At 68.2% G+C, this 19,681-nt stretch carries 16 protein-coding genes and 1 other RNA gene; 12 read left to right on the top strand and 5 right to left on the bottom strand.

Annotated elements, in window-relative coordinates:
• Positions 1–377 precede the first annotated feature (377 nt).
• Together CAM01S_RS09230 and CAM01S_RS09225 are read left to right on the top strand one after the other, a co-directional pair.
• On the top strand, positions 378–1,544 hold the full coding sequence (locus CAM01S_RS09230; RefSeq protein WP_169795857.1) for a SpoIIE family protein phosphatase: 1,167 nt from the start codon (positions 378–380) through the stop codon (positions 1,542–1,544).
• A 65-nt stretch (positions 1,545–1,609) separates the two neighbouring features.
• On the top strand, positions 1,610–4,282 hold the full coding sequence (locus tag CAM01S_RS09225) for a phosphoenolpyruvate carboxylase (protein WP_066521133.1): 2,673 nt from the start codon (positions 1,610–1,612) through the stop codon (positions 4,280–4,282).
• 31 nt (positions 4,283–4,313) lie between these two features.
• Here CAM01S_RS09225 and CAM01S_RS09220 read toward each other — a convergent pair whose 3' ends face one another.
• Positions 4,314–5,627 (bottom strand): PP2C family protein-serine/threonine phosphatase, encoded by a 1,314-nt coding sequence (locus tag CAM01S_RS09220; RefSeq protein WP_157071501.1) that lies wholly within the window; start codon positions 5,625–5,627, stop codon positions 4,314–4,316.
• Between the two features lie 137 nt (positions 5,628–5,764).
• On the opposite strand from CAM01S_RS09220, the gene CAM01S_RS09215 reads away from it, so the two are divergent.
• From CAM01S_RS09215 to CAM01S_RS09180, 8 genes are all read left to right on the top strand, one after another.
• Positions 5,765–7,759 carry a glycosyltransferase gene (locus CAM01S_RS09215; protein WP_083527909.1) on the top strand — a complete coding sequence of 665 codons (1,995 nt, stop codon included), beginning with the start codon at positions 5,765–5,767 and terminating at the stop codon, positions 7,757–7,759.
• Positions 7,759–8,091, top strand: coding sequence for an STAS domain-containing protein (locus tag CAM01S_RS09210; protein ID WP_066520123.1), 333 nt, complete (start codon positions 7,759–7,761; stop codon positions 8,089–8,091). Before CAM01S_RS09215 ends, CAM01S_RS09210 begins: the two co-directional genes overlap by 1 nt.
• 4 nt (positions 8,092–8,095) lie before the next feature.
• Entirely contained in the window at positions 8,096–8,509 is a 414-nt protein-coding gene (locus tag CAM01S_RS09205) for an ATP-binding protein (RefSeq protein ID WP_066520120.1), read from the top strand.
• A 109-nt stretch (positions 8,510–8,618) separates the two neighbouring features.
• Complete coding sequence (locus tag CAM01S_RS09200) at positions 8,619–9,581, top strand: AraC family transcriptional regulator (protein ID WP_169795856.1); 963 nt, start codon at positions 8,619–8,621, stop codon at positions 9,579–9,581.
• A gap of 65 nt (positions 9,582–9,646) precedes the next feature.
• Complete coding sequence (locus CAM01S_RS09195; protein ID WP_066520102.1) at positions 9,647–11,239, top strand: S53 family peptidase; 1,593 nt, start codon at positions 9,647–9,649, stop codon at positions 11,237–11,239.
• 68 nt (positions 11,240–11,307) lie between these two features.
• Positions 11,308–12,339, top strand: a complete 1,032-nt coding sequence (locus CAM01S_RS09190; RefSeq protein WP_066520100.1) for a hypothetical protein — start codon at positions 11,308–11,310, stop codon at positions 12,337–12,339.
• A gap of 24 nt (positions 12,340–12,363) precedes the next feature.
• Entirely contained in the window at positions 12,364–13,206 is an 843-nt protein-coding gene (locus CAM01S_RS09185) for a Nif3-like dinuclear metal center hexameric protein (protein WP_066520097.1), read from the top strand.
• A gap of 13 nt (positions 13,207–13,219) precedes the next feature.
• Positions 13,220–13,954: a zinc ribbon domain-containing protein gene (locus CAM01S_RS09180; RefSeq protein WP_066520092.1), complete on the top strand. Its 735-nt coding sequence runs from the start codon at positions 13,220–13,222 to the stop codon at positions 13,952–13,954.
• A gap of 168 nt (positions 13,955–14,122) precedes the next feature.
• Here CAM01S_RS09180 and rnpB read toward each other — a convergent pair.
• The 3 genes from rnpB to map form a co-directional block, all read right to left on the bottom strand.
• Positions 14,123–14,483, bottom strand: an RNA gene (gene rnpB / locus CAM01S_RS09175) — RNase P RNA component class A.
• Between the two features lie 26 nt (positions 14,484–14,509).
• On the bottom strand, positions 14,510–15,268 hold the full coding sequence (ppgK, locus tag CAM01S_RS09170; protein ID WP_066520090.1) for a polyphosphate--glucose phosphotransferase: 759 nt from the start codon (positions 15,266–15,268) through the stop codon (positions 14,510–14,512).
• Positions 15,269–15,271: 3 nt separating this feature from the next.
• Positions 15,272–16,147, bottom strand: coding sequence for a type I methionyl aminopeptidase (gene map, locus CAM01S_RS09165; RefSeq protein ID WP_066520089.1), 876 nt, complete (start codon positions 16,145–16,147; stop codon positions 15,272–15,274).
• Between the two features lie 59 nt (positions 16,148–16,206).
• Between map and CAM01S_RS09160 the strand changes: the two genes are divergently transcribed.
• The gene (locus CAM01S_RS09160) at positions 16,207–16,392 is read left to right on the top strand and encodes an SPOR domain-containing protein (protein WP_066520087.1); all 186 of its coding nucleotides are present in this window, start codon (positions 16,207–16,209) and stop codon (positions 16,390–16,392) included.
• A 63-nt stretch (positions 16,393–16,455) separates the two neighbouring features.
• Here the strand turns inward: CAM01S_RS09160 and CAM01S_RS09155 are convergent, their stop codons facing one another.
• Positions 16,456–18,219: an NAD+ synthase gene (locus CAM01S_RS09155; RefSeq protein WP_066521128.1), complete on the bottom strand. Its 1,764-nt coding sequence runs from the start codon at positions 18,217–18,219 to the stop codon at positions 16,456–16,458.
• Positions 18,220–18,320: 101 nt separating this feature from the next.
• On the opposite strand from CAM01S_RS09155, the gene CAM01S_RS09150 reads away from it, so the two are divergent.
• Entirely contained in the window at positions 18,321–19,658 is a 1,338-nt protein-coding gene (locus CAM01S_RS09150) for a glutamine synthetase family protein (RefSeq protein WP_066520085.1), read from the top strand.
• Positions 19,659–19,681: the final 23 nt, after the last annotated feature.

Here is a 19,681-nt window from a genome sequence, read left to right as displayed (position 1 = left end):
TGGAGGGGGGAGCTCCGCATCGGGAATCGACCCTGCGGGCCACTCGCACACCGCGCAGATCCATCCGGACGCGGTGCGCAGTCCCAGCTGCGACCCACATAACCGGCAGGGCACCGGAGCGCTGTCCGGTGCCTGCTCGGCTTCCGCGACCCAATCGTGGACTGCTCCAAGGTGCGTGGCGCACAGCGGCACCGGTGCCTCTGGCACCGCCCCCGCTGCACAACACAAGCACCCGGTCACGGCCGAAGCGTATGCGGTGGGACCGACAGCGCATCACCGACGGATTCAGACGGTCGGTTGCCGTTTACAGCGTGACGCCGTACGGTCGTGAAACGCCGACCGTCTTGCGGCTCCGCGACGGGGGAGGAGCTGACGGCATGGAACGCACCGGCTCAACGTCTGCCTCTGATCGCAGCGCGCTGCTGGACGCGCTCGATATTGCCCATCGCGAGCCGGCCGAACGCTTCGAGCGCATCGTGCGGACGGCGCGCGAGCTGTTCGGCGTGCCGCTGTCGTACCTGAACTTCGCGGACGCCGAAACGCTCTTTACCGTGACGCCGTCCGAACTCGATCCGGGCCGTTCCACGCCGCTCTCGTCCTCCTTCTGCCAGTTCACCATCGAACAGCCGGACCCGCTCGTCATCGCGGACACCGCGTCGGACTCGCGGACAGCGGGACTTCCTGGCGTGACGCGGCTCGGGATCCGCTTCTACGCGGGCGTCCCCCTCACCATGCCCGGAGGCGTTCGAATCGGCAGCCTCTGCCTGATGGACACCCAGCCGAGGACGCTCGATGCCGACGAGCGCGACGTGCTCACCGAACTCGCCAGATGGGCCGAACGCGTCCTTGCAGAGGGCCTCCAACGTGATCGACTGCAAACGGTCGTGCGCGCCGCGATGCCCGACCGGATCGCCACCGCCGACTACACCGTGGGCGGCGTGAGCGTCAGCCCGCACGGTGAGCTCGGCGGGACCGTGCTCGACTGGGGCACGTCGGCTGGCGCGATCCACCTCTCGCTCCTCGAAGTCACCGGCTCGGCACGAGCGGCGGGCCTCCTGGCGGCGGGCCTGCGCGGTGCCCTCCGCGCACGCGCAGCCAGTGAGCCGCTCGCCGCGATACTCGGGCTCGAAGCACAGGTCAGCGACGAGCTCCGTCGCGCCGAGACATTCGCCACGGCATTCCACTGCCGGCTCGATACGACGACCGGCACCGGCTCCTTCGTCGATGCTGGACACGGCATTGCGATGCTGCTCCCTGCCGACGGGCCGAGGGTCCCGATCCGATCGACCGACCTCCCGATCGGGCTGCACCCATCCGGGAGCGGCCGCCAGGCCGTTCCTGTCACGCTGCAGCGCGGCGACACACTGCTTGTGGGATCGGAGGGGCTGCTCGACCTCGGTGACGGAACGCTCGCGACCTTGGAGTACCTCGGCTCGCGTGTTCGCGAGGCCCCGAGTGTGGAGGCGTTCGAGGAGCTCATCGTCGACCGCTCCGCCTCCAAGGGTGGCGCGCCGTGCGCGGTGGCCGTCGTGTACCGGCACTGATCGAACCGCCCCTGCAGCCCGACATCGCGTGTAACGCATCATCCGGAATCGGTACGGTGGACCCGATGACTGCGACGGAAACCCCGAACCCGAACGGATCGGCCCGCTTTGACCGCGCTCGAACCGACATCAGCGGCGCGGTCGACGCCGAACTCCGCGGCGACGTCGGCTACCTCGGCAACCTGCTCGGCCGTGTGCTCCAGGAGTCGGGTCACGATGGCCTGTACCAGGACGTGGAGGCGCTCCGCACCGCCGTCATCGCCGCATACGAACGTGACGCAGACGCCGCCTTCGCAGACGTCGAGCAGGTCGTCGCGAGCTTTTCGCCGGAGCGCGCAGAACTCGTCGCCCGCGCGTTCACGTGCTACTTCCATCTCGCGAACCTGGCCGAAGAACATCACCGCGTGCGCGTGCTCCGACACCGTGGCGATTCCCACGGGCTCCCGGGAGACGGCCTCGGCGCTACCCTCGTCGCGCTCCGCGAACAGCTCGGCGATGCAGCTGCAGACGCGGCGCTCGCCGGTCTCCGCTTCCATCCGGTGCTGACGGCGCACCCCACGGAGGCGCGACGCCGGGCCGTTGCAACCGCGATCCGCCGCGTCGGCGAACTGCTCGACGAACGGGACAGCTCCGAGAACTCGATCGCGCTCGCTGAAAATGAGCGGCGCCTCCTGGAAGAGATCGAGACCCTCTGGCGAACGGACCCGTTGCGCACGACGCGACCCACACCGCTGGACGAGGTCCGGACAGCGATGTCGGTCTTCGATCAGACGCTGTTCGAGGTCGTGCCGCGGGTGTACCGGCTGCTCGACGACCGGATCGCCGGGTCAGCAGCGGGGAAAGCACGCCCCACCGCCCCCGCGTTTCTGCGGCTCGGGACCTGGATCGGCGGCGACCGCGACGGCAACCCGTTCGTCACCGCGGAGATCACCCAGCAGGCCGCTGCAATCGCAGCCGAGCACGTGCTGCTCGGCCTCCATCGTGCTGCAACGCGGATCGGGACCGCGCTCACCGTCTCGGACCTCGACACACCGCCGGATGCGGGCGTGAGCGCACTCCTCGCCGCCCAGCAACAGCTCGACCCTGACACCGCCGAGCGCATCGGCGTGCGTGCTCCGAACGAGGTTCACCGGCGTGTCATCCTCTTCACGGCTGCTCGAATCGATGCGACCCGTCGAGGGGACGCCCGCCTGGCGTACGCGGATCCGGAGCACCTGCTGGCGGACCTCCGGACCGTGCAAGGGTCGCTCCAGGCGGCGGGCGCGCAGCGCGCGGCGAACGGCGAGCTCCAGAACCTGATCTGGCAGGTCGAGACGTTCGGATTCCATCTCGCCGAACTCGAGGTTCGCCAGCATTCAGAGGTGCACCGGCGCGCGCTCGAGGAGATCCGTTCCGGAGCAGAGCGAAGCCCGATGACCAACGAGGTGCTGGAGGTGTTCCGCACCATCGCAGCGCTCCAGCGGCGGTTCGGCGTGCGGGCATCACGTCGGTACATCGTGTCGTTCACGCGGTCCGCTGCGGACCTCGCGGCTGTCTCCGAACTCGCGATCGCGGCCACCGGCTCGCTCGACGCCGCGCCGGTGCTCGATGTCATCCCGCTGTTCGAGACCTTCGCCGATCTCGAGGCATCGACGTCGATCCTTGAAGCGGCGATTCGCACCGAGCCGTTCCAGCGTCGGCTGGCCGCGAGCGGTCGTCGGATCGAAGTCATGCTCGGATACTCCGACTCCTCGAAGGATGTCGGACCCGTATCCGCGACCCTGGCGCTCTACCGCGCTCAGGAGCGCATCGCCGCCTGGGCGACGGCGAACGACATCGAGCTCACGCTCTTCCATGGGCGCGGCGGCTCCCTCGGTCGCGGCGGTGGTCCGGCGAACGAGGCCGTCCTCGCGCAGCCGCCGGGCTCAGTGGAGGGTCGACTCAAGATCACCGAGCAGGGCGAAGTGATCTTCGCGCAGTACGGCGATCAGGAAATCGCAGTTCGGCACCTCGAGCAGATGGCGGCAGCCACGCTCTACGCGTCTAGCCCGGAGAACGGCGCGGGCGTCAGTGCCGCCGCGGACGAATTCGCGGACCTCGCCACCCAGCTCGACACGGTGTCGCGAGGCGCATTCGCCGAGCTGGTCACCGCCGAAGGCTTCGCTCCGTGGTTCGCCCGGGTGACGCCGATGGAGGAAATCGGTCTGCTCCCGCTCGGATCGCGCCCGGCGCGGCGTGGTCTGTCGGTCGAATCGCTCGCCGACCTCCGCGCGATCCCGTGGGTGTTCTCGTGGACACAGGCCCGGATCAACCTCGCCGGCTGGTACGGGCTCGGGTCCGCGCTCGAAGCCGTGGGGGACATCGCGCTCTTGCAACGGGCGTTCCGTGCCTGGCCGTTGTTCGCCGTCATGATCCGGAACGTCGAGATGTCACTCGCGAAAACCGACGATCAGATCGCGGCGAAGTACCTCGCGCTCGGCGACCGCCCCGATCTCGCGTCGGCAGTGCTTGACGAGATGCAGCGCACACGGCGGTGGGTGCTCGCCACGAGTGGCAACCAGGACCTCGTCGCCGACCGGCCGACCCTCGCCAGGGCCGTCCGACTGCGCAGCCCGTACGTCGATGCGCTCTCGCATCTGCAGCTCCGCGCGCTCCGGTCCATCCGCGCCACGGGATCCGCCGATCCCCAGGATGCCGACCACCGCCTCCTGCTGCTCACCGTCAACGGCGTCGCTGCCGGACTGCAGAACACCGGCTGACGCGTCGCTGGCCCGGTCCGCCGCTCGGAGGTTAGAGCCGCACCCCACGTGGCACGGGCGCGGAGTCGGAATCCCCGCTCACGGCGAGGGGCTCCCGGCGCAGTGCGAGGACCGTGACATCGTCATCGTGCGGAACCTCGGTGGCGATCGCGACGATCCTCGCGACCACATCCTCCGGGTTCGAATTATCGCGTGCCAGCTCGGCAATCCGATCGACCGTGTCGAGGCCGCCGCCGAACAGGTCGAGTACGCCATCGCTGAAGCACACGAGAAGATCTCCGGCATCGATCGGGGTTGAGCTCGTCTCCCAGTTGTCGTCGATGCCGAGGCCGAGCGGAAGATCAGACGTCGCCAATCGCTCAGCCGAACCATCCGCGCGAACCACCACCGTCAGCCCGTGCCCGGCGTCCGCCCACCGAAGCGTGCCGTCCTCGAGTCGAGCGTGGAACACCGTCGTGAACGCGATTCCATCGGTGCGCTCGCTCGCGTCGACCGCGAGTCCTGCGGCCGCGCGCCGAAGGGCGTCGCCCGGATCCCCGTCGCCGCGTGCGCTCCGAATGGTCGCCCGAACCGCGGCAGCGATGAGCCCTGCTCCTACTCCCTTTCCCATGACGTCACCGAGGGTGATCGCAACGCCGGTGTCGGTGCGGTACCAGTCGAAGAAGTCGCCGCCGACGGATGCAGCCGGGAGGCACGTTCCCGCGATCGCGAAACCGGGGGCCACGGACCGCGTCTGCGGGAGCAACGATCGTTGTACGGCAGCCGCGCGATCGATCTCTCTGGTCACGCGCTCCTCGCCGCGCTGCGCGACTCGCACCTGACGCGATGCGCTCCGGGCGAGCATGTGCACGACGGTCGCCACCGCCCCGTAGCAGCAGAGCACGAACAGGAGCCGGAGGAGTTCCGTGGTCGGTACGTGCCCGGTTGGCTGCAGGAGGAGCGGCAGCATGAGCGACACGGAGACGCCCGCGAGCGCGCTCCAGACGAGGCTCGCGCTCCGCTCCGACGCCAGCCAGATGAGTGGCAGCGCGATCATCGACGTGAAGATCGAGCTCGACCCCCCGGTACTGAACCGGAGAAGTCCGATGCCGACGAAATCGATCATCGGAACGGCATAGCCCACGGCGGGGTATGCCTGAAGCGGCCGAGACGCTGCAGCGATGAGTGTGGCCACGCCGGTCACGACGAGACTCGCGACGAATGCCGGACCGGACGTCACGGCGATGGCATCGACCGTGGTGCTGAGGACTGCAGCGAACGCGATCAGCGCTGCGATCGGGCTCTGCTTCGCGAGTGGAAGCGCAAGCAGCCGGCGAAGCACGCTGGGCGATCCGACCGCTGACACCGGAGCGACGATACCGGAGCCCGAGAACCATGCGTGGCCCCAGAACGTGGGAGCGAACCGAAATCGGCGCCGTGCCGGATTAGTGTCATCAGTGCGCAACCCGACGAAGCGCGCACCCCGTTCCGAGGAATCAACGCATGTCGTCCGTGTCTTCAGATCAGACCGTCACCGAGCGCCACCAGCCCGAGCCGATCTCTGATCGTCGTCTGCTGTTGCTTCGCGTCGTCGCCGTCGCAACGGTCGTGCTCGCCGTCAACTACGTCGGATGGAGGTGGCTTGCGTCAGTGAACTGGGCGGCGTGGTGGATCGCCGTTCCGCTCGTCCTCGCCGAGACCTACAGCCTCGTCGACGTGAGCTTGTTCGCGTTGACGATGTGGCGCGCTCGTGCTCGTCCGCGCCCGGGTATCCCGCCTCGGGACGCCACCGTCGATGTGTTCATCGCGACCTACAACGAGCCGATCGACCTGGTGATGCGAACGGCGACCGCAGCCAAGGCGATGCGCTGGCCGCATGAGACCTACGTGCTCGACGATGGCAGCCGGCCCGAAATGCGTGTCGCGGCCGCAGAACTCGGCGTCGGCTACATCGCGCGCGGTGACGCCTGGAGTGGCTTCGACCGGCATGCCAAAGCCGGGAACATCAACAACGCCCTTGAGCAGACCACCGGGGAGTTCATCCTCATCCTCGACGCGGACATGATCCCGCGACCGCAGATGATCGACGAGATCCTGGGCTACTTCAACGAGCGTCGGATGGCGATCGTGCAAACCCCGCAGATCTTCTCGAACGTCGCCACCGGAGACCCGCTCGGCTCGCAGGCCCCGCTGTTCTACGGGCCGATTCAAGAGGGGAAGGACGGGTGGAACGCGGCATTCTTCTGCGGCTCCAACGCCATGCTTCGTCGCGAGGCCCTCATGCAGCTCGGCGTCACCGGGTACGTCCGCGAGGTCGAACGAACCATGCGTGGGACCCTCCGAGACGCAGCGGGGATCGTCCGGCGATCGCGTCGTCGAGCCCGAGACGCGGGTGTGCGAGAGGCGCTTGCTGCCACGGCCGCAGCCATCCAGCAGGCGCAACGGGAACTCCGTGGCCGGGAGCCGCTCGCCGAGATCACCTATCGGCTGCAACGAAGCGTCGACGCTGCAAGTGCTGGCCTCGTCTCGGCGGATCTCGGGTCGATCCGAGCCGACCTCGCGGAAATCGCGGCGCTCGATCCGGGGGAAGTGGTGGACCTCGCCGGTGTCGACGGCGACGAAGTCGTCGCGATGCTCGCGCGGCGCGATCTCTCGCCCTTGAACGCACTGGAGGCGGTGCAGCTCGCGATCCGACGGATCGACGTGGACCGCGCGGACGAGGCGCAGGCGATCATGCCGTTGGCGACGATCTCCGTCACGGAGGACATGGCGACATCGATGCGCCTCCATGCGCTCGGTTGGAAGACCGCGTTCCACAACGAGCTTCTCGCGGACGGCCTCGCTCCCGAAGACCTCGGCACGATGCTGACGCAACGACTTCGGTGGGCGCAGGGGACCATGCAGGTGTTCCTCCGAGAGAACCCCTTGTTCCTCAAGGGCATGCGCCTGACGCAGCGGCTCATGTACTTCTCAACGATGTGGAGCTATCTGGCTGGCTTCGCGGCCATCGTCTACTTCGCTGCGCCGGCGATCTTCCTCGGGTTGGGTGTGCTCCCCGTGCGTTCCTACGCGCCGGTGTTCTTCTGGCATTTTCTGCCGTTCTTCATCGTCAACCAGATCCTGTTCCTGGTAGCGGCGCGGGGCCTCCCGACCTGGCGTGGGCAGCAGTATTCGCTTGCGCTGTTCCCCGTCTGGCTGAAAGCGTGCACGACGGCGTTCAACAACGTCGTCCTTCGGCTTCCGCTCGACTTCGCGGTCACGCCGAAAGTCAAGACGGCGCCCAGCGGCGTGCAACTCGGCAAGGTCAAATGGCAGATCACGGTCGCGGCGGTGCTGCTGGTCGCTGCGGTGATCGGAATCATCCGTATGGTGGTGTTCGGCGCACAGCCACTGGCCACGGTCATCAATTTGATCTGGATCGCGTATGACTACGCCACGCTGTCGGTGTTGATCGGCGCGCTCAGATACAAGGGGTACCAGCCAGAGGAGGCAGCCTGATGGATTTCGCTGTGCAGGAGATCGACGCCGACCGCGCCGTCGTCGCGACGAACGGCCGGCTCAATATGGTCTCGGCGCCAGCGTTCCGCGAAACGCTGTCGAGCGTGGTCGCGAATGGCCGGAGCCGTGTGGTCGTCGATCTCGCCGGGGTCGAGTTCATGGACTCGTCAGGCTTGGGTGCCCTCGTCGGATGTCTGAAGACCGCTCGACAGGCGGGTGGCGACCTCCGGATCGCTCGGCCGAGCGAGCAGGTGCAGATGGTGCTGCGGCTTTCGAACATCGACCGGATCCTGCGCCCGTACCCCACCGTCGAAGCGGCGCAGGAGTTCTGACCCGATGAGCGAGCATCTCCTCGTCTTCGACGCGCCGCCCACGGACGTGACGGCGGTGCACGAATTCCTCGCCGGTGTGTGGGCCGTCGATCCGTCGGTGACGGAGGACGAGCGCATGGCGCTCGAGCTCGCGCTCGTCGAACTGACGTCGAACGTGCTCGAGCATGCCGCCGACGACAATGGCGTGCGCTGTCGCCTGGTGCTGCGGATCGAGGACACTGCGATCACGGCGAGCCTCCGCGACAGCGCGGAGCCGGGAACACTCTCACTGACCACGCGGGCGATGCCCGACGCCTTCGCGGAGAGCGGACGCGGTCTTGCACTGGTGCAGATGCTGGTGGATCGCCTCCAGTTCGACAGTTCGAACGGCGTCAACGAGTGGACCATCGAGCGCGGCCGGCCGACGCGGCTGACGTAGGACCGTTGCGCGGGCGCGCAGTACACCGAAACCGCGCCCGTCAGCCGGATTGCGCACTCGGTTTTGTGCGCATCGGTACGAATTCCCAGCACGTGTGATGATCGCCGGGATGAGCACCACGTCCTCCGACCCGCGCGTCCGCTTCGACGCATCGGGAACCGAACCGGATGCCGCCGTGCGAATGTACGTGGCCGGGTACAACGGTCGGGACTTCGTCGCGTCGAGCACCGGCAGACCCTTTTCCTACCGCCATAGTTCGGTCGGCGACGACCGGATGACCCTGGCGTCATCCCGCTTCGACGGACGCATGGTGGGAACGCTCGCGCCGAGTCGTCAGTACGTCGTCACCTGGATCACATCGGGCGACTGTCGCATGGACACCGGCGTCGACGAGATCCGGCTGCAGCCGGGCGTGCCCGTGCTGTTCCCGACCGGCCGCGAATTCTCGTTCAATTTCGCGGACTGCGAGCAGAGCCTCGTACAGTTCGACGGGCCCTTTCTCGAGCGCGTCGCCGCGCAGCGCGCCGCGACGCAGCCGGGGCCACTGGATTTCGATCGCTCCGGCGGCCCGACCGGGGAAGCGCTCTCGATCTGGCGCACGCGAATCGCTCGCGTCGCGCGGGTCGTGCTCGCGCGGAATCCGATCTCTCGCGAGGTGATGGACGAGACAGTCGGCGCAGCGGCCAACGCACTGCTTGACGCGTTCTCGTATCGGATCGGGGAGTTCCATGGGCGCATTCCTGATGCCGCGCGTGGTCGAGTTCGCCAGGCGATCGAGTTCATGGTCGAGCATGCAGCCGAACCACTGTCGACCGCTGAGCTCGCCGACGAGGTCGGTCTGAGCGTGCGCGGGTTGCAGCAGGCGTTTCGGAGACAGCTCGGTCAGGCACCGAACGTGGTCTTCCGTGCCATCCGTCTCGATCGCGCGCACGACGACCTGTGCGAGGCGAGTTCGTCCGAGACATCGGTCGCAGAGATCGCGGCACGGTGGGGGTTCGCGCACCTCGGCCGATTCTCGGGCGCGTATCTCGCTCGGTTCGGCGAGTACCCGCGGAACACGTTGCATCGCTGATCTCGTCCTGTGTCCCCTGGGTGGCCGGTGTTCACCGGGGGCAACGGGGGAGTAGACCGTTCGGTATGACTGAGCCCACGCCAGACGCCCCGCTCGACCTTGTCCCCGTTCCCGGCAGCGACCGTCCAGCGGCTCCAGGCGTGACGCCGGCAGCCGCGCCGCTCGCCGCCGATGCACGGGTGTCAGTCACCCTTGTGCTCCGGCGTCGGGAACCGCTCGACCCGGCTGCGGTCACCGGGCCAGTCGACGAGCGGGAGTTCCGAACGCGCTTCGGTGCCGATCCGGCCGACGTCGATCGCGTCGTCGAGACGCTCAGGAGCCTCGGCCTCGATGTTGTCGACGCGGATGCCGGGAGGCGCACCGTACGAGTCGAGGGACCGGTCGCCACCCTGCAGCGCGTGTTCGGGACGTCGCTGGCGCTGGTGACGAGCGACGGGCCCTCCGGCGAGCGCGTGACGCATCGCCACCGAACGGGAAGCCTCAGCGTGCCGCGCGTGCTCGACGGGATCGTCGTCGCGGTCCTCGGGCTCGATGACCGCCCGCAGGCGCGAGCCCATTTCCGTCCGGCCGCCTCCTCGGCAGCCACCAGCTATTCGCCGATCGATCTCGGCGCCGCATACGGGTTCCCTGTCGGCACGGACGGGTCGGGGCAGACCGTCGCCATCATCGAACTCGGCGGCGGGTATGAGCAGCAGGATCTCACCACCTACTTCAGCGGGCTCGGGGTCGCCGATCCCGTGGTGACCGCCGTGGGCGTCGACGGGGCCACGAACGTCCCGGGTGGCGACCCATCGGGAGCGGACGGCGAAGTGATGCTCGACATCGAGGTGGTCGGCGCACTCGCGCCTGGCGCTGCCATCGACGTGTACTTCGCCCCAAACACCGACGCCGGGTTCGTCGACGCGGTATCGACCGCCGCACACCGTTCACCCGCACCGACTGCCATGAGCATCAGCTGGGGTCAGAGCGAAGACGCGTGGACGGCGTCGGGCCGTGCCGCGCTGGATGCCGCTCTCGCAGATGCCGTCGTGCTCGGGACAACTGTGACGGTCGCCGCCGGCGACAACGGCAGCGCGGACGGGCAGAGCGCTGGTGCCCCGCACGTCGATTTCCCGGCGTCGAGTCCGCACGCCCTCGCCTGCGGCGGAACGCGTCTACGGCTCGCCGGGACGACGATCGCGCAGGAGACCGTCTGGAACGACGGATCCGGCGGCGGCGCGACCGGCGGCGGTGTGTCGGACACCTTCGCCGTGCCGGCATGGCAGCAGGCCGTCGGCGTGCCAAATCGTGCGGGCGGCGGTTCCGGTCGCGGCGTTCCGGACGTCGCGGGCGATGCCGACCCCCAGACCGGCTACCGCGTGCTGGTTGATGGCAGCTCGATGGTGATCGGCGGCACGAGCGCCGTCGCACCGCTCTGGGCGGCGCTCATCGCGCGCCTTGCGCAAGCCACGGGGCGCCATCTCGGCGCCGTCCAGCCGGCGTTGTACGCGAGCGCCGCGGCTGGTGCCGCTGCCCCTGGCTTCCGCGACATCACGAGCGGTTCGAACGGAGCCTATTCGGCAGGGCCGGGGTGGGACCCGTGCACGGGTCTCGGATCCCCGAACGGCACGGCGCTCCTGCAATTGCTCCAGTCTGGCCATTCCCCTTCTGGGTCATAGGCCGTACAATCCGCGACACACCGGGTCGGGAACCGCCTCCGCGTGCCACTGGTCCATACGATCACGCTATGGAGACTCAGGCTGGTGCGCGGACGGCGCTCGTCGACCCGTTCGGTCGTGACGTTGAGGCCTGGCTCGACGACAGTCAGGTGCGAGAAGTGCCGTACGTCTCCGACCTTGTCGTTCCGCGTGGGGACGAGTCTGATGCCGGGCCGGAGGTCGCGACTGCGCCGGCGACGGAGGTCACGACTGCGCCGGTCCCAGACGACGCGTCGGCGCCGATCTCGGACGATGCGCCAGCGCCGGAGGCCGAGGTCGCATCGGCCTCCCCAGTCGACGAGGCCCCGCAGCACGACGCCCCGCAGCAGGTCGACGCGTTCCGCCGCGACCGCGGTCGGCACCGTTCGGCGTGTGCGCCCGCCTTCCCGGAGCCCCCTGAGCGCCTCGCGCTCCGGATCGGAGAGTTGGCAGTGCTCGTCGACTCGTCGAGTGGGCGGCCGACGATCGAGCGCATCGAACTCCTCGAAGCCGAGCTTCTCGTGCGCGAATCGGACCTCGCCCGATTCAGGGCATGGGAGGCGTCCCTCCCGTCCGACGCGGACCCTGAGGTCGCTGCTGCACGCGCGTTCGCGCGCGCCCTGTTCGCCGACATCCTCGCCGGGGCAGCGGCCTCTGAAGCGGCGGCTCGGCACGTGGGAACGCGAACGTCCGCCATCTCGACGGACGTCGAGCGGCCCGCGCCCTTCGACGCGATCATCGGCAACCGTGAAGCTGAGGATGGCGAGTCGGTGAACGTCTTCTCCGCGATCGTGGAGGCGGTCCGCCTGGAGCGGCCGTCGGCGCCGGTTCCTGCACACACGCGTCCGACGCCCCTTGTGCTCCCGGCCACCGGTCCGAATGCCATCCACCGGCTTGCCGTCCAAGATGCGATCCGTACCCATGCGCTCTCGGAGTCCCGGCCGGTGGAGGAGTCGACCGCGTCAGTCCCCGACCCCGCTGCAGTGCGTGAGGCGGCGGCGAGGTCCGCGGCGACCGTCCGCCCGGGCAACTGGTGGAGCCGCCTCTGGGCACGGCTGACCCGTCCGATGCGCCGCGCCTGATCGGTGGGTCGCTAGGATCGTCGGGTGCCGACCCTCCGTGACATTCAGGCTGACCTGGAACGCCTCTGGCCGGCTCGTGGGGCTGAGCCGTGGGATGCCTCAGGCTTGATCGCTGGCGATCCGGATCGCCCGGTCACCGCGATCCATCTCGCCGTCGATGCCGTGCCCGATACCGCGGCGGAGGCCGTTCAGCTCGGCGCGGACCTCCTTGTCACACACCATCCCCTGCTGCTCCGCGGTGTCACGACGATCGCCGAATCGACGTACAAGGGCCGGGTTCTCGGCACGCTGATCCGCGGCGGGTGCGCACTCCTCGCTGCGCACACGAATGCCGATGTTGTCGCACGCGGCACTTCTGCCGTCCTCGCCCAGCGGCTCGGGCTCACGTCGCTGTCGCCGATCGAGCCGCCCCAAGATCCAGAGCAGCCCGAGACAGGAATCGGACGCGTCGGCGATCTCGCTGAACCCATCGCCCTCGGTGTCCTTGCGCGCCGACTCGTCGATGCGCTGCCGGCGACTGCCTCCGGCGCACGGGTTGCCGGCGAATGGGACCGCCCCGTCCGGCGGGTCGCTGTGTGCGCTGGAGCGGGCGACTCGCTTCTGCGTGCGTCGGCCGTGCTCGACGCCGACGTCTATGTCACGAGCGATCTGCGCCACCACCCTGCCTCGGAGTTCCGCGAGCAGTCGACGCTCGCCGGCGGCCCTGCGCTCATCGACATCTCGCACTGGGCGGCGGAATGGCTGTGGCTCGACGTCGCGGCGGCGGATCTGCGCGAGGCGACCGGTCTCCCGGTGACGGTGAGCGACCTCCGTACCGACCCGTGGGACTTCGCGGTCCTCCCGTCCACGCAGCCCCTCGACGAGTGAAGGAACTCCAGCCATGAAAGCCGCTCCGGAAGACCAGGCGCTGCTGCTCGACGTGCAGCGGTTCGACAATGAGCTCACGCGCATCGCGCACCGGACCACCGCACTCCGGAAGGGCACCGAGCTTGCGGAGGTGACGGGGCGCATCGCTGCACTCCGTGCCGAACTCCAGGTCGCGACCGGTCAGGCGGAAGACGCTGAACGGGAGCTTGCGCGGCTCGAGGCCGATGTCGCGACGGCGGAGGCGCGGGTCACGCGCGACACGACCTTGCTGCAGACCGCCGCGAACGCCAAGAACGCGGCCGGTCTCGAGAGCGAGCTCGAAAACCTGCGGCGTCGGATCGGAGAGCTCGAGTCGGCGGAGCTCGAGACGATGGAGCGCGTCGAGCAGTTGCGCGCACGTGTGGGTGACGTACAGGCGTCGCTGGCCGCCGCGGACACCGAGCACCAGCGCCTCACCGAGCACCGTGACGACGAGCTGGCTGCGCTTGCCGACGAACGCGCGTCGGTCGAGGCGAGTCGGCACGCGGTGGCGAGCCGGGTACCCGACGACCTGCTTGCACTGTACGAGCGGCAGCGCGCCCGATACGGCTTCGGCGCGAGTCTGCTGCAGGGCGGCGTTTCGACCGCATCTGGCGTGGCGTTGACGCCGTCCGATCTGGCGTCGATTCGACGCGCTGCGGAGGACGATGTCGTGCTGTGCCCGGACAGCGACGCGATTCTGGTGCGCACGTACGAGTCGGGTCTATAGCGGCCAGGCCGGGTCGAGCCCGCGTCTCCATTGCGGTCGGACGGCGTCTGAGCTTCGCCGGCTGCCAGGCCGCCCTGGCCGTGGTGGGGCCCTGGCCGTGGTGGGGCCCTGGCCGTGGTGGGCCCGGCCGTGGTGGGCCCCGGCCGCGCTGGGGCATTGCGGGATGACACGAGCGGGCCGGCCGTACGCCGGGTTCTGTCCCCCCGCTTGCGCGGGATCGACGGCCATCTCTCTCGGGCCGACGTTGCCGTCGGCCTCTAGCGGTCTACCCGAGGACTCAGCGAGCAGCCTCATCGTCCTCTGTCTGACCTTGCTCCGGGCGAGGTTTACCGAGCGGATCCGGTCACCCGGACCCCTGGTGGTCTCTTACACCACCGTTTCACCCTTACCGGCGTTGCCGCCGGCGGTCTGTTCTCTGTGGCACTGTCTCGCGGGTTGCCCCGGGTGGGTGTTACCCACCGCCCTGCTCTGTGGAGCCCGGACGTTCCTCGGCACCCTCTGGGGTGACGCGGCCGCCTCACCGACCCGCTCGCAGCACCCAGCGTAGCGGAGCGCCTATCGGCGTTCGACATCGCGCGCCGCGAGCTTCGCGGCACCGATGATGCCCGCGTTGTTCCGCAGCGTCGCCGGGATGATGTCGGCCTGGAGGTCGAGCAACGGCAAGAATTCCTCATGGTGCTTCGATACCCCGCCGCCGACGACGAAGAGCTCGGGGGAGAGGAGCGCCTCGACATGGCCGTAGTACTTCTGCAGGCGCTTGGCCCAGTGCTTCCAGCTGAGGTCGTCGCGTTCCTTCGCGGCGTAGGAGGCCTTGGTCTCGTAGTCGACGCCGTCGATCTCGAGGTGGCCGAGCTCGGCGTTCACGATGAGGACGCCGTCGTTGATGAGCGCGGTACCGATTCCCGTGCCGAGCGTCGTCATCACGACGAGCCCGTTCCGGCCTTTCGCGGCACCGAACTGCTGCTCGGCGTAGCCGGCGGCGTCAGCATCGTTCACCAAGTGGATCGGCCGCGCGAGCCGGTTTTCGAAGAGAGTCTGCGCGTCGAAGCCGATCCACTTCTTCGACACGTTGGCGGCCGACATGGTTCGTCCGTGGCGGATGATCGCGGGGAAGCAGATCCCGATCGGCTCGTTGTTCGTCATCTCGAGCTCATCGATGATTGCAGCGACGACGTCGGCGACGTCATCGGGCTTCGCACCCACCGGCGTCGACTTCTTGATCCGGTCCGTGGACAGTTCGCCGCTGTCGATATCGACGACGGCGCCCTTGATCCCTGTTCCGCCGACGTCGATTCCGACCGCCAGTGCTGCCATTGCTTACGCCTTTCCTTCGCTCGTCGTGAGGATCTCGGCGCCGCGTTCGGTGACGACGAGGGTGTGCTCGAACTGCGCGGTCCACGACTTGTCGCGCGTCGACACGGTCCAGTCGTCGTCCCAGATGTCGGCTTCGATCCCACCGAGGGTCAGCATCGGCTCGATGGTGAACACCATGCCTGGCTGCATGACCGTGTCGTACTGCGGTGCGTCGTAGTGCGGGATGATGAGGCCGGAGTGGAAGGCGCGGCCGACGCCGTGCCCGGTGTAGTCGCGCACCACCCCGTAGCCGAAGCGCTTGGCGTATGCCTCGATCGCTCGTCCGATGACGTTGACCTGCCTGCCGGGGGCGACCGCTTTGATGCCGCGCTGCATGGCGATCTCGGTGCGTTCGACGAGGTCGCGCACCTCTTGCCGCACATCGCCGACGAGGAAGGTGCGATTCGTGTCGCCGTGCATGCCGTGCTTGTAGGCGGTGATGTCGATGTTGACGATGTCGCCGTCGTCGAGCACGGTGTCGTCCGGGATGCCGTGGCAGATCACCTCGTTGACCGAGGTGCAGAGCGACTTCGGGTACCCGCGGTACCCGAGGGTGGAGGGGTAGGCGCCGTGGGCGATGAGATAGTCGTGGCCGATCCGGTCCAGCTCATCGGTCGTGACGCCCGGCCGAATCGCCGCTGCGACGGCGTCGATGGCATCGGCGGCGATCCTGCTCGACGCGCGGATCAGCTCGATTTCATCGGCCGTGTAAAGGTCGCCGAGCCCGCGTTCATGGGGCTCCGCATGGCCGACGTACTCGGGTCGTTCGATTTCCCGCGGCACCGCGCGCTGTGCGGTGAGGCGTCCGGCGGACAGATGACCGTGCGCGTCCCGGGGCATGTGATCGAGTCTAGCCAGCCGGGAGGGTCGGGGTTCGCCGGGCGCGTACGCTCGCGTCTATGAGTGAGGAACGTATCGAGTCCCAGTGGTGGTACAACGACCGCACGCACCAGGTCGAGCAGGGGCTGAAGTCGCCGAATCGCGATCACATCGGGCCGTTCGACACCCGCGAGGAGGCCGAGCACGCGCTCGACACGGTCGCCCGCAACAACCGGAAATGGGACGAGGACGACGCCGACAACTGATCGAGGTTCGTCGGCACGCGGACGCCCGGCCGGCCGCCGTTTCGTCGAGCCGCCGCCGCTCGGCTAGCGGTCCACGCGTTCCGGTCGGTACGTGATCGGGAGGCGGCGGTCGCGGCCGAACGCCATTCCGGAGATTTTCGGGCCGATCGCGCCCTGCCGGCGCTTCCATTCCGATCGGTCGACGAGACGGGTGACCTCCGACACGATGTCGGCATCGAACCCCATCGCGACGATGTCGTCGGCGCCCTGCGCGTTCGTGATGTATTCGTTGAGGATTGCGTCGAGGACCGGATACGGCGGAAGCGAGTCCTCGTCCTTCTGGTCGGGACGGAGTTCGGCCGACGGCGGCTTCGTGATCGAGTTCTCGGGAATGGGCGCTGTCTCGCCGCGGGATTCCGCAGCGCGGTTCCGCCATTTCGCGAGTTCCCAGACCAGCGTCTTCGGGACGTCTTTGATCGGCGCGAACCCGCCGACCGAGTCGCCGTAGATCGTCGAGTAGCCGACTGCGAGTTCGGTCTTATTGCCGGTCGTCAGGACGAGGTGCCCCTCGAGGTTCGACAGGCCCATGAGGATCAGGGCGCGAGCACGGGCCTGAATGTTCTCGGCAGCGAGCCCGGTGAGGCCAAGCTGCTCGTCGAACGGGGCGACGAGGTCTGCGATCGGCTCGACGCGGTAGTGCAGGCCCATCCGCGCCGCCACGTCGTCGGCGTCGCTGCGTGAGCCTTCGCTCGACCATCGCGAGGGCATCGACACGCCGTATACGCGATCGGCGCCAATCGCGTCGACGGCGATGGCCGCACACACAGCCGAGTCGATGCCGCCGGACAGGCCCAGGATCACCGATCGGAAGCCGTTCTTCTCGACGTAGTCTCGGGTGCCGAGCACGAGCGCATGCCAGGCCGCGGCGAGATCGTCGAGCGGTTCGGCGATATCCGGTTCGAGCGCGGGGCGAAGGCCGTCCGGTACGTTCCCGGCGGTGGAGTCCGGGGTGTCGATCGTGACCCGCTGAACGCCGTCCCCGATGATCGGATCGAGCGCCGGGGCCGGGTCGAGGTCGACCATCAGCAGATGCTCTCGGAACTGCGGGGCCCGCGCCACGATGCTGCCGCGTTCATCTACCACCACGCTGTCGCCGTCGAAGACGAGGTCGTCCTGCCCGCCGATGATGTTGACGTACGCGACGATGGTGTCCGATTCGGTCGCCCGGCGGGTGACGAGAGGGACCCGAACGCCGTCCTTTTCGGTGATCCAGGGCGACGCGTTGATCACGAGCAGGAGGCCCGCGTCCGCTTCGAGCACGCGCGCTACGGGCCCGCCTTCGCGCCAAAGGTCTTCGCAGATGATGATCGCGACATCGACGTCGGCGATTCGCGCCACCAGCAGACTCTCGCCCGGAATGAACACCCGGTACTCGTCGAACACCGAGTAGTTGGGGAGATGGTATTTCGCCGTGGTCGCGACGACGCGCCCGTGCTGCAGAATCGACGCGCAGTTCTGCGCGATCGCGGTGGGCGCTGCCGAGACGTCGACCGGACGCGATTCGAACGGACCGTCCGGGTGGCCGACCACCACCGGTATAGCCCCGAGCCCCTCGGACGCGAGCGTGCTCGCCAGGTGCTCGAGCGCACGCCGCGAGGAGCGCAGGAACGATGGACGTGACGCGAGGTCTTCGATCGGGTACCCGGAGAGCGCCATCTCACCGAACGCGACGAGATCGGCCCCCTGATCGGCGGCACGGCGAGTCATGCGGACGATGTCTGCGCTGTTCCGCTGGAACGCGCCGACGACGGGGTTGGTCTGGGCGAGTGCCAAGCGGAGTCGGGGCATGACCACTACCCTAGTAACGGGTTCTGACGCGCTTCGCGATCACCCGGCGCACTGTGGAATCCGGTGCGCGAGCGGCGTCGACCGACGCAGAAAGGGCGTGCATGGACAAGCAGACGGACTTCGTGCTCCGCACCATCGAAGAGCGTGGCATCAAGTTCATCCGACTCTGGTTCACCGATGTCATCGGCACCCTGAAATCGGTCGCGATCGCGCCGGCGGAGGTCGAGGGCGCGTTCGCCGAGGGCATCGGCTTCGACGGATCCGCCATCGAGGGACTCACGCGCTCGTACGAGGCCGACGTTCTTGCCCACCCGGATCCCTCGACGTTTCAAATCCTCCCGTGGCGCGGCGAGATCGATCCGACCGCACGCATGTTCTGTGACATCACCACCCCGGATGGGCAGCCGGCGGTCGCCGACCCACGCAACGTGCTCAAGCGGACGCTCGCCCGTGCTTCCGAGCGGGGGTTCACGTTCTACACGCACCCGGAGATCGAGTTCTACCTGCTGAAGAGCCAGAATCCCGTCGGCGGCGAGCCCGAGCCGGTCGACCATGCCGGCTACTTCGACAATGTGCCGGGTGGCAGCGCGCACGATTTCCGTCGCCGTGCCGTGCGCATGCTCGAAGATCTCGGCATCTCGGTCGAGTTCAGCCACCACGAGGCCGGCCCCGGACAGAACGAGATCGATCTCCGGTACGCCGATGCGCTCACCATGGCGGACAACATCATGACCTTCCGCACGGTCGTGAAAGAGGTTGCGATCGAGCAGGGTGTGTACGCGACCTTCATGCCGAAGCCGCTGTCCGGCCGGCCCGGGTCGGGCATGCACACGCACGTCTCGCTGTTCGAGGGCGATCAGAACGCGTTCTTCGAGCCCGGCGCCGAATACCAGCTCTCGACAATCGCCCGGCAGTTCATCGCCGGTCTCCTCCGGCACGCGCCCGAGATCACGGCGGTGACCAACCAGTTCGTGAACTCGTACAAGCGTCTGTGGGGCGGTGACGAGGCGCCGTCGTTCGTCACGTGGGGCCACAACAACCGATCGGCGCTTGTTCGTGTCCCGCTCTACAAGCCGAACAAGGGCCAGTCGAGCCGCGTCGAATACCGGGGAATCGACTCCGCTGCGAACCCATACCTGGCGTACTCGCTCATCCTCGCCGCCGGGCTGAAAGGCATCGAGGAGAGCTACGAGCTCCCACCCGAGGCCGAGGACAACGTCTGGAGCCTTACCGACGCCGAGCGCCGTGCCCTCGGGTACAACCAGCTGCCGGCGAGCCTCGATCACGCGCTCGAGTACATGGAGAACTCCGAGCTCGTGGCCGAGACGCTGGGGGAGCAGGTGTTCAACTACGTGCTCCTCAACAAGCGGCAGGAGTGGCACGCCTATCGCGACCAGGTGACGCCCTTCGAGCTCCGGACCAACCTCGGAGTGCTCTGACCGAACCGGAACGACCCCGCGAG

Source organism: Curtobacterium ammoniigenes NBRC 101786, assembly GCF_001571045.1.
GTDB classification, from domain to species: Bacteria; Actinomycetota; Actinomycetes; order Actinomycetales; family Microbacteriaceae; genus Curtobacterium; species Curtobacterium ammoniigenes.
This window is presented reverse-complemented; position numbering and strand designations above follow the sequence as displayed.

Bases quoted from the DNA above. Each gene is read 5' to 3' on its own strand.
- CAM01S_RS09205 (WP_066520120.1), top strand. From the start codon at position 8,096: ATGAGCGAGCATCTCCTCGTCTTCGACGCGCCGCCCACGGACGTGACG.
- CAM01S_RS09230 (WP_169795857.1), top strand. From the start codon at position 378: ATGGAACGCACCGGCTCAACGTCTGCCTCTGATCGCAGCGCGCTGCTG.
- CAM01S_RS09225 (WP_066521133.1), top strand. From the start codon at position 1,610: ATGACTGCGACGGAAACCCCGAACCCGAACGGATCGGCCCGCTTTGAC.
- CAM01S_RS09155 (WP_066521128.1), bottom strand. From the start codon at position 18,219: ATGCCCCGACTCCGCTTGGCACTCGCCCAGACCAACCCCGTCGTCGGC.
- CAM01S_RS09180 (WP_066520092.1), top strand. From the start codon at position 13,220: ATGAAAGCCGCTCCGGAAGACCAGGCGCTGCTGCTCGACGTGCAGCGG.
- CAM01S_RS09215 (WP_083527909.1), top strand. From the start codon at position 5,765: ATGTCGTCCGTGTCTTCAGATCAGACCGTCACCGAGCGCCACCAGCCC.
- CAM01S_RS09195 (WP_066520102.1), top strand. From the start codon at position 9,647: ATGACTGAGCCCACGCCAGACGCCCCGCTCGACCTTGTCCCCGTTCCC.
- map (WP_066520089.1), bottom strand. From the start codon at position 16,147: ATGCCCCGGGACGCGCACGGTCATCTGTCCGCCGGACGCCTCACCGCA.
- CAM01S_RS09190 (WP_066520100.1), top strand. From the start codon at position 11,308: ATGGAGACTCAGGCTGGTGCGCGGACGGCGCTCGTCGACCCGTTCGGT.
- CAM01S_RS09160 (WP_066520087.1), top strand. From the start codon at position 16,207: ATGAGTGAGGAACGTATCGAGTCCCAGTGGTGGTACAACGACCGCACG.
- ppgK (WP_066520090.1), bottom strand. From the start codon at position 15,268: ATGGCAGCACTGGCGGTCGGAATCGACGTCGGCGGAACAGGGATCAAG.
- CAM01S_RS09210 (WP_066520123.1), top strand. From the start codon at position 7,759: ATGGATTTCGCTGTGCAGGAGATCGACGCCGACCGCGCCGTCGTCGCG.
- CAM01S_RS09200 (WP_169795856.1), top strand. From the start codon at position 8,619: ATGAGCACCACGTCCTCCGACCCGCGCGTCCGCTTCGACGCATCGGGA.
- CAM01S_RS09150 (WP_066520085.1), top strand. From the start codon at position 18,321: ATGGACAAGCAGACGGACTTCGTGCTCCGCACCATCGAAGAGCGTGGC.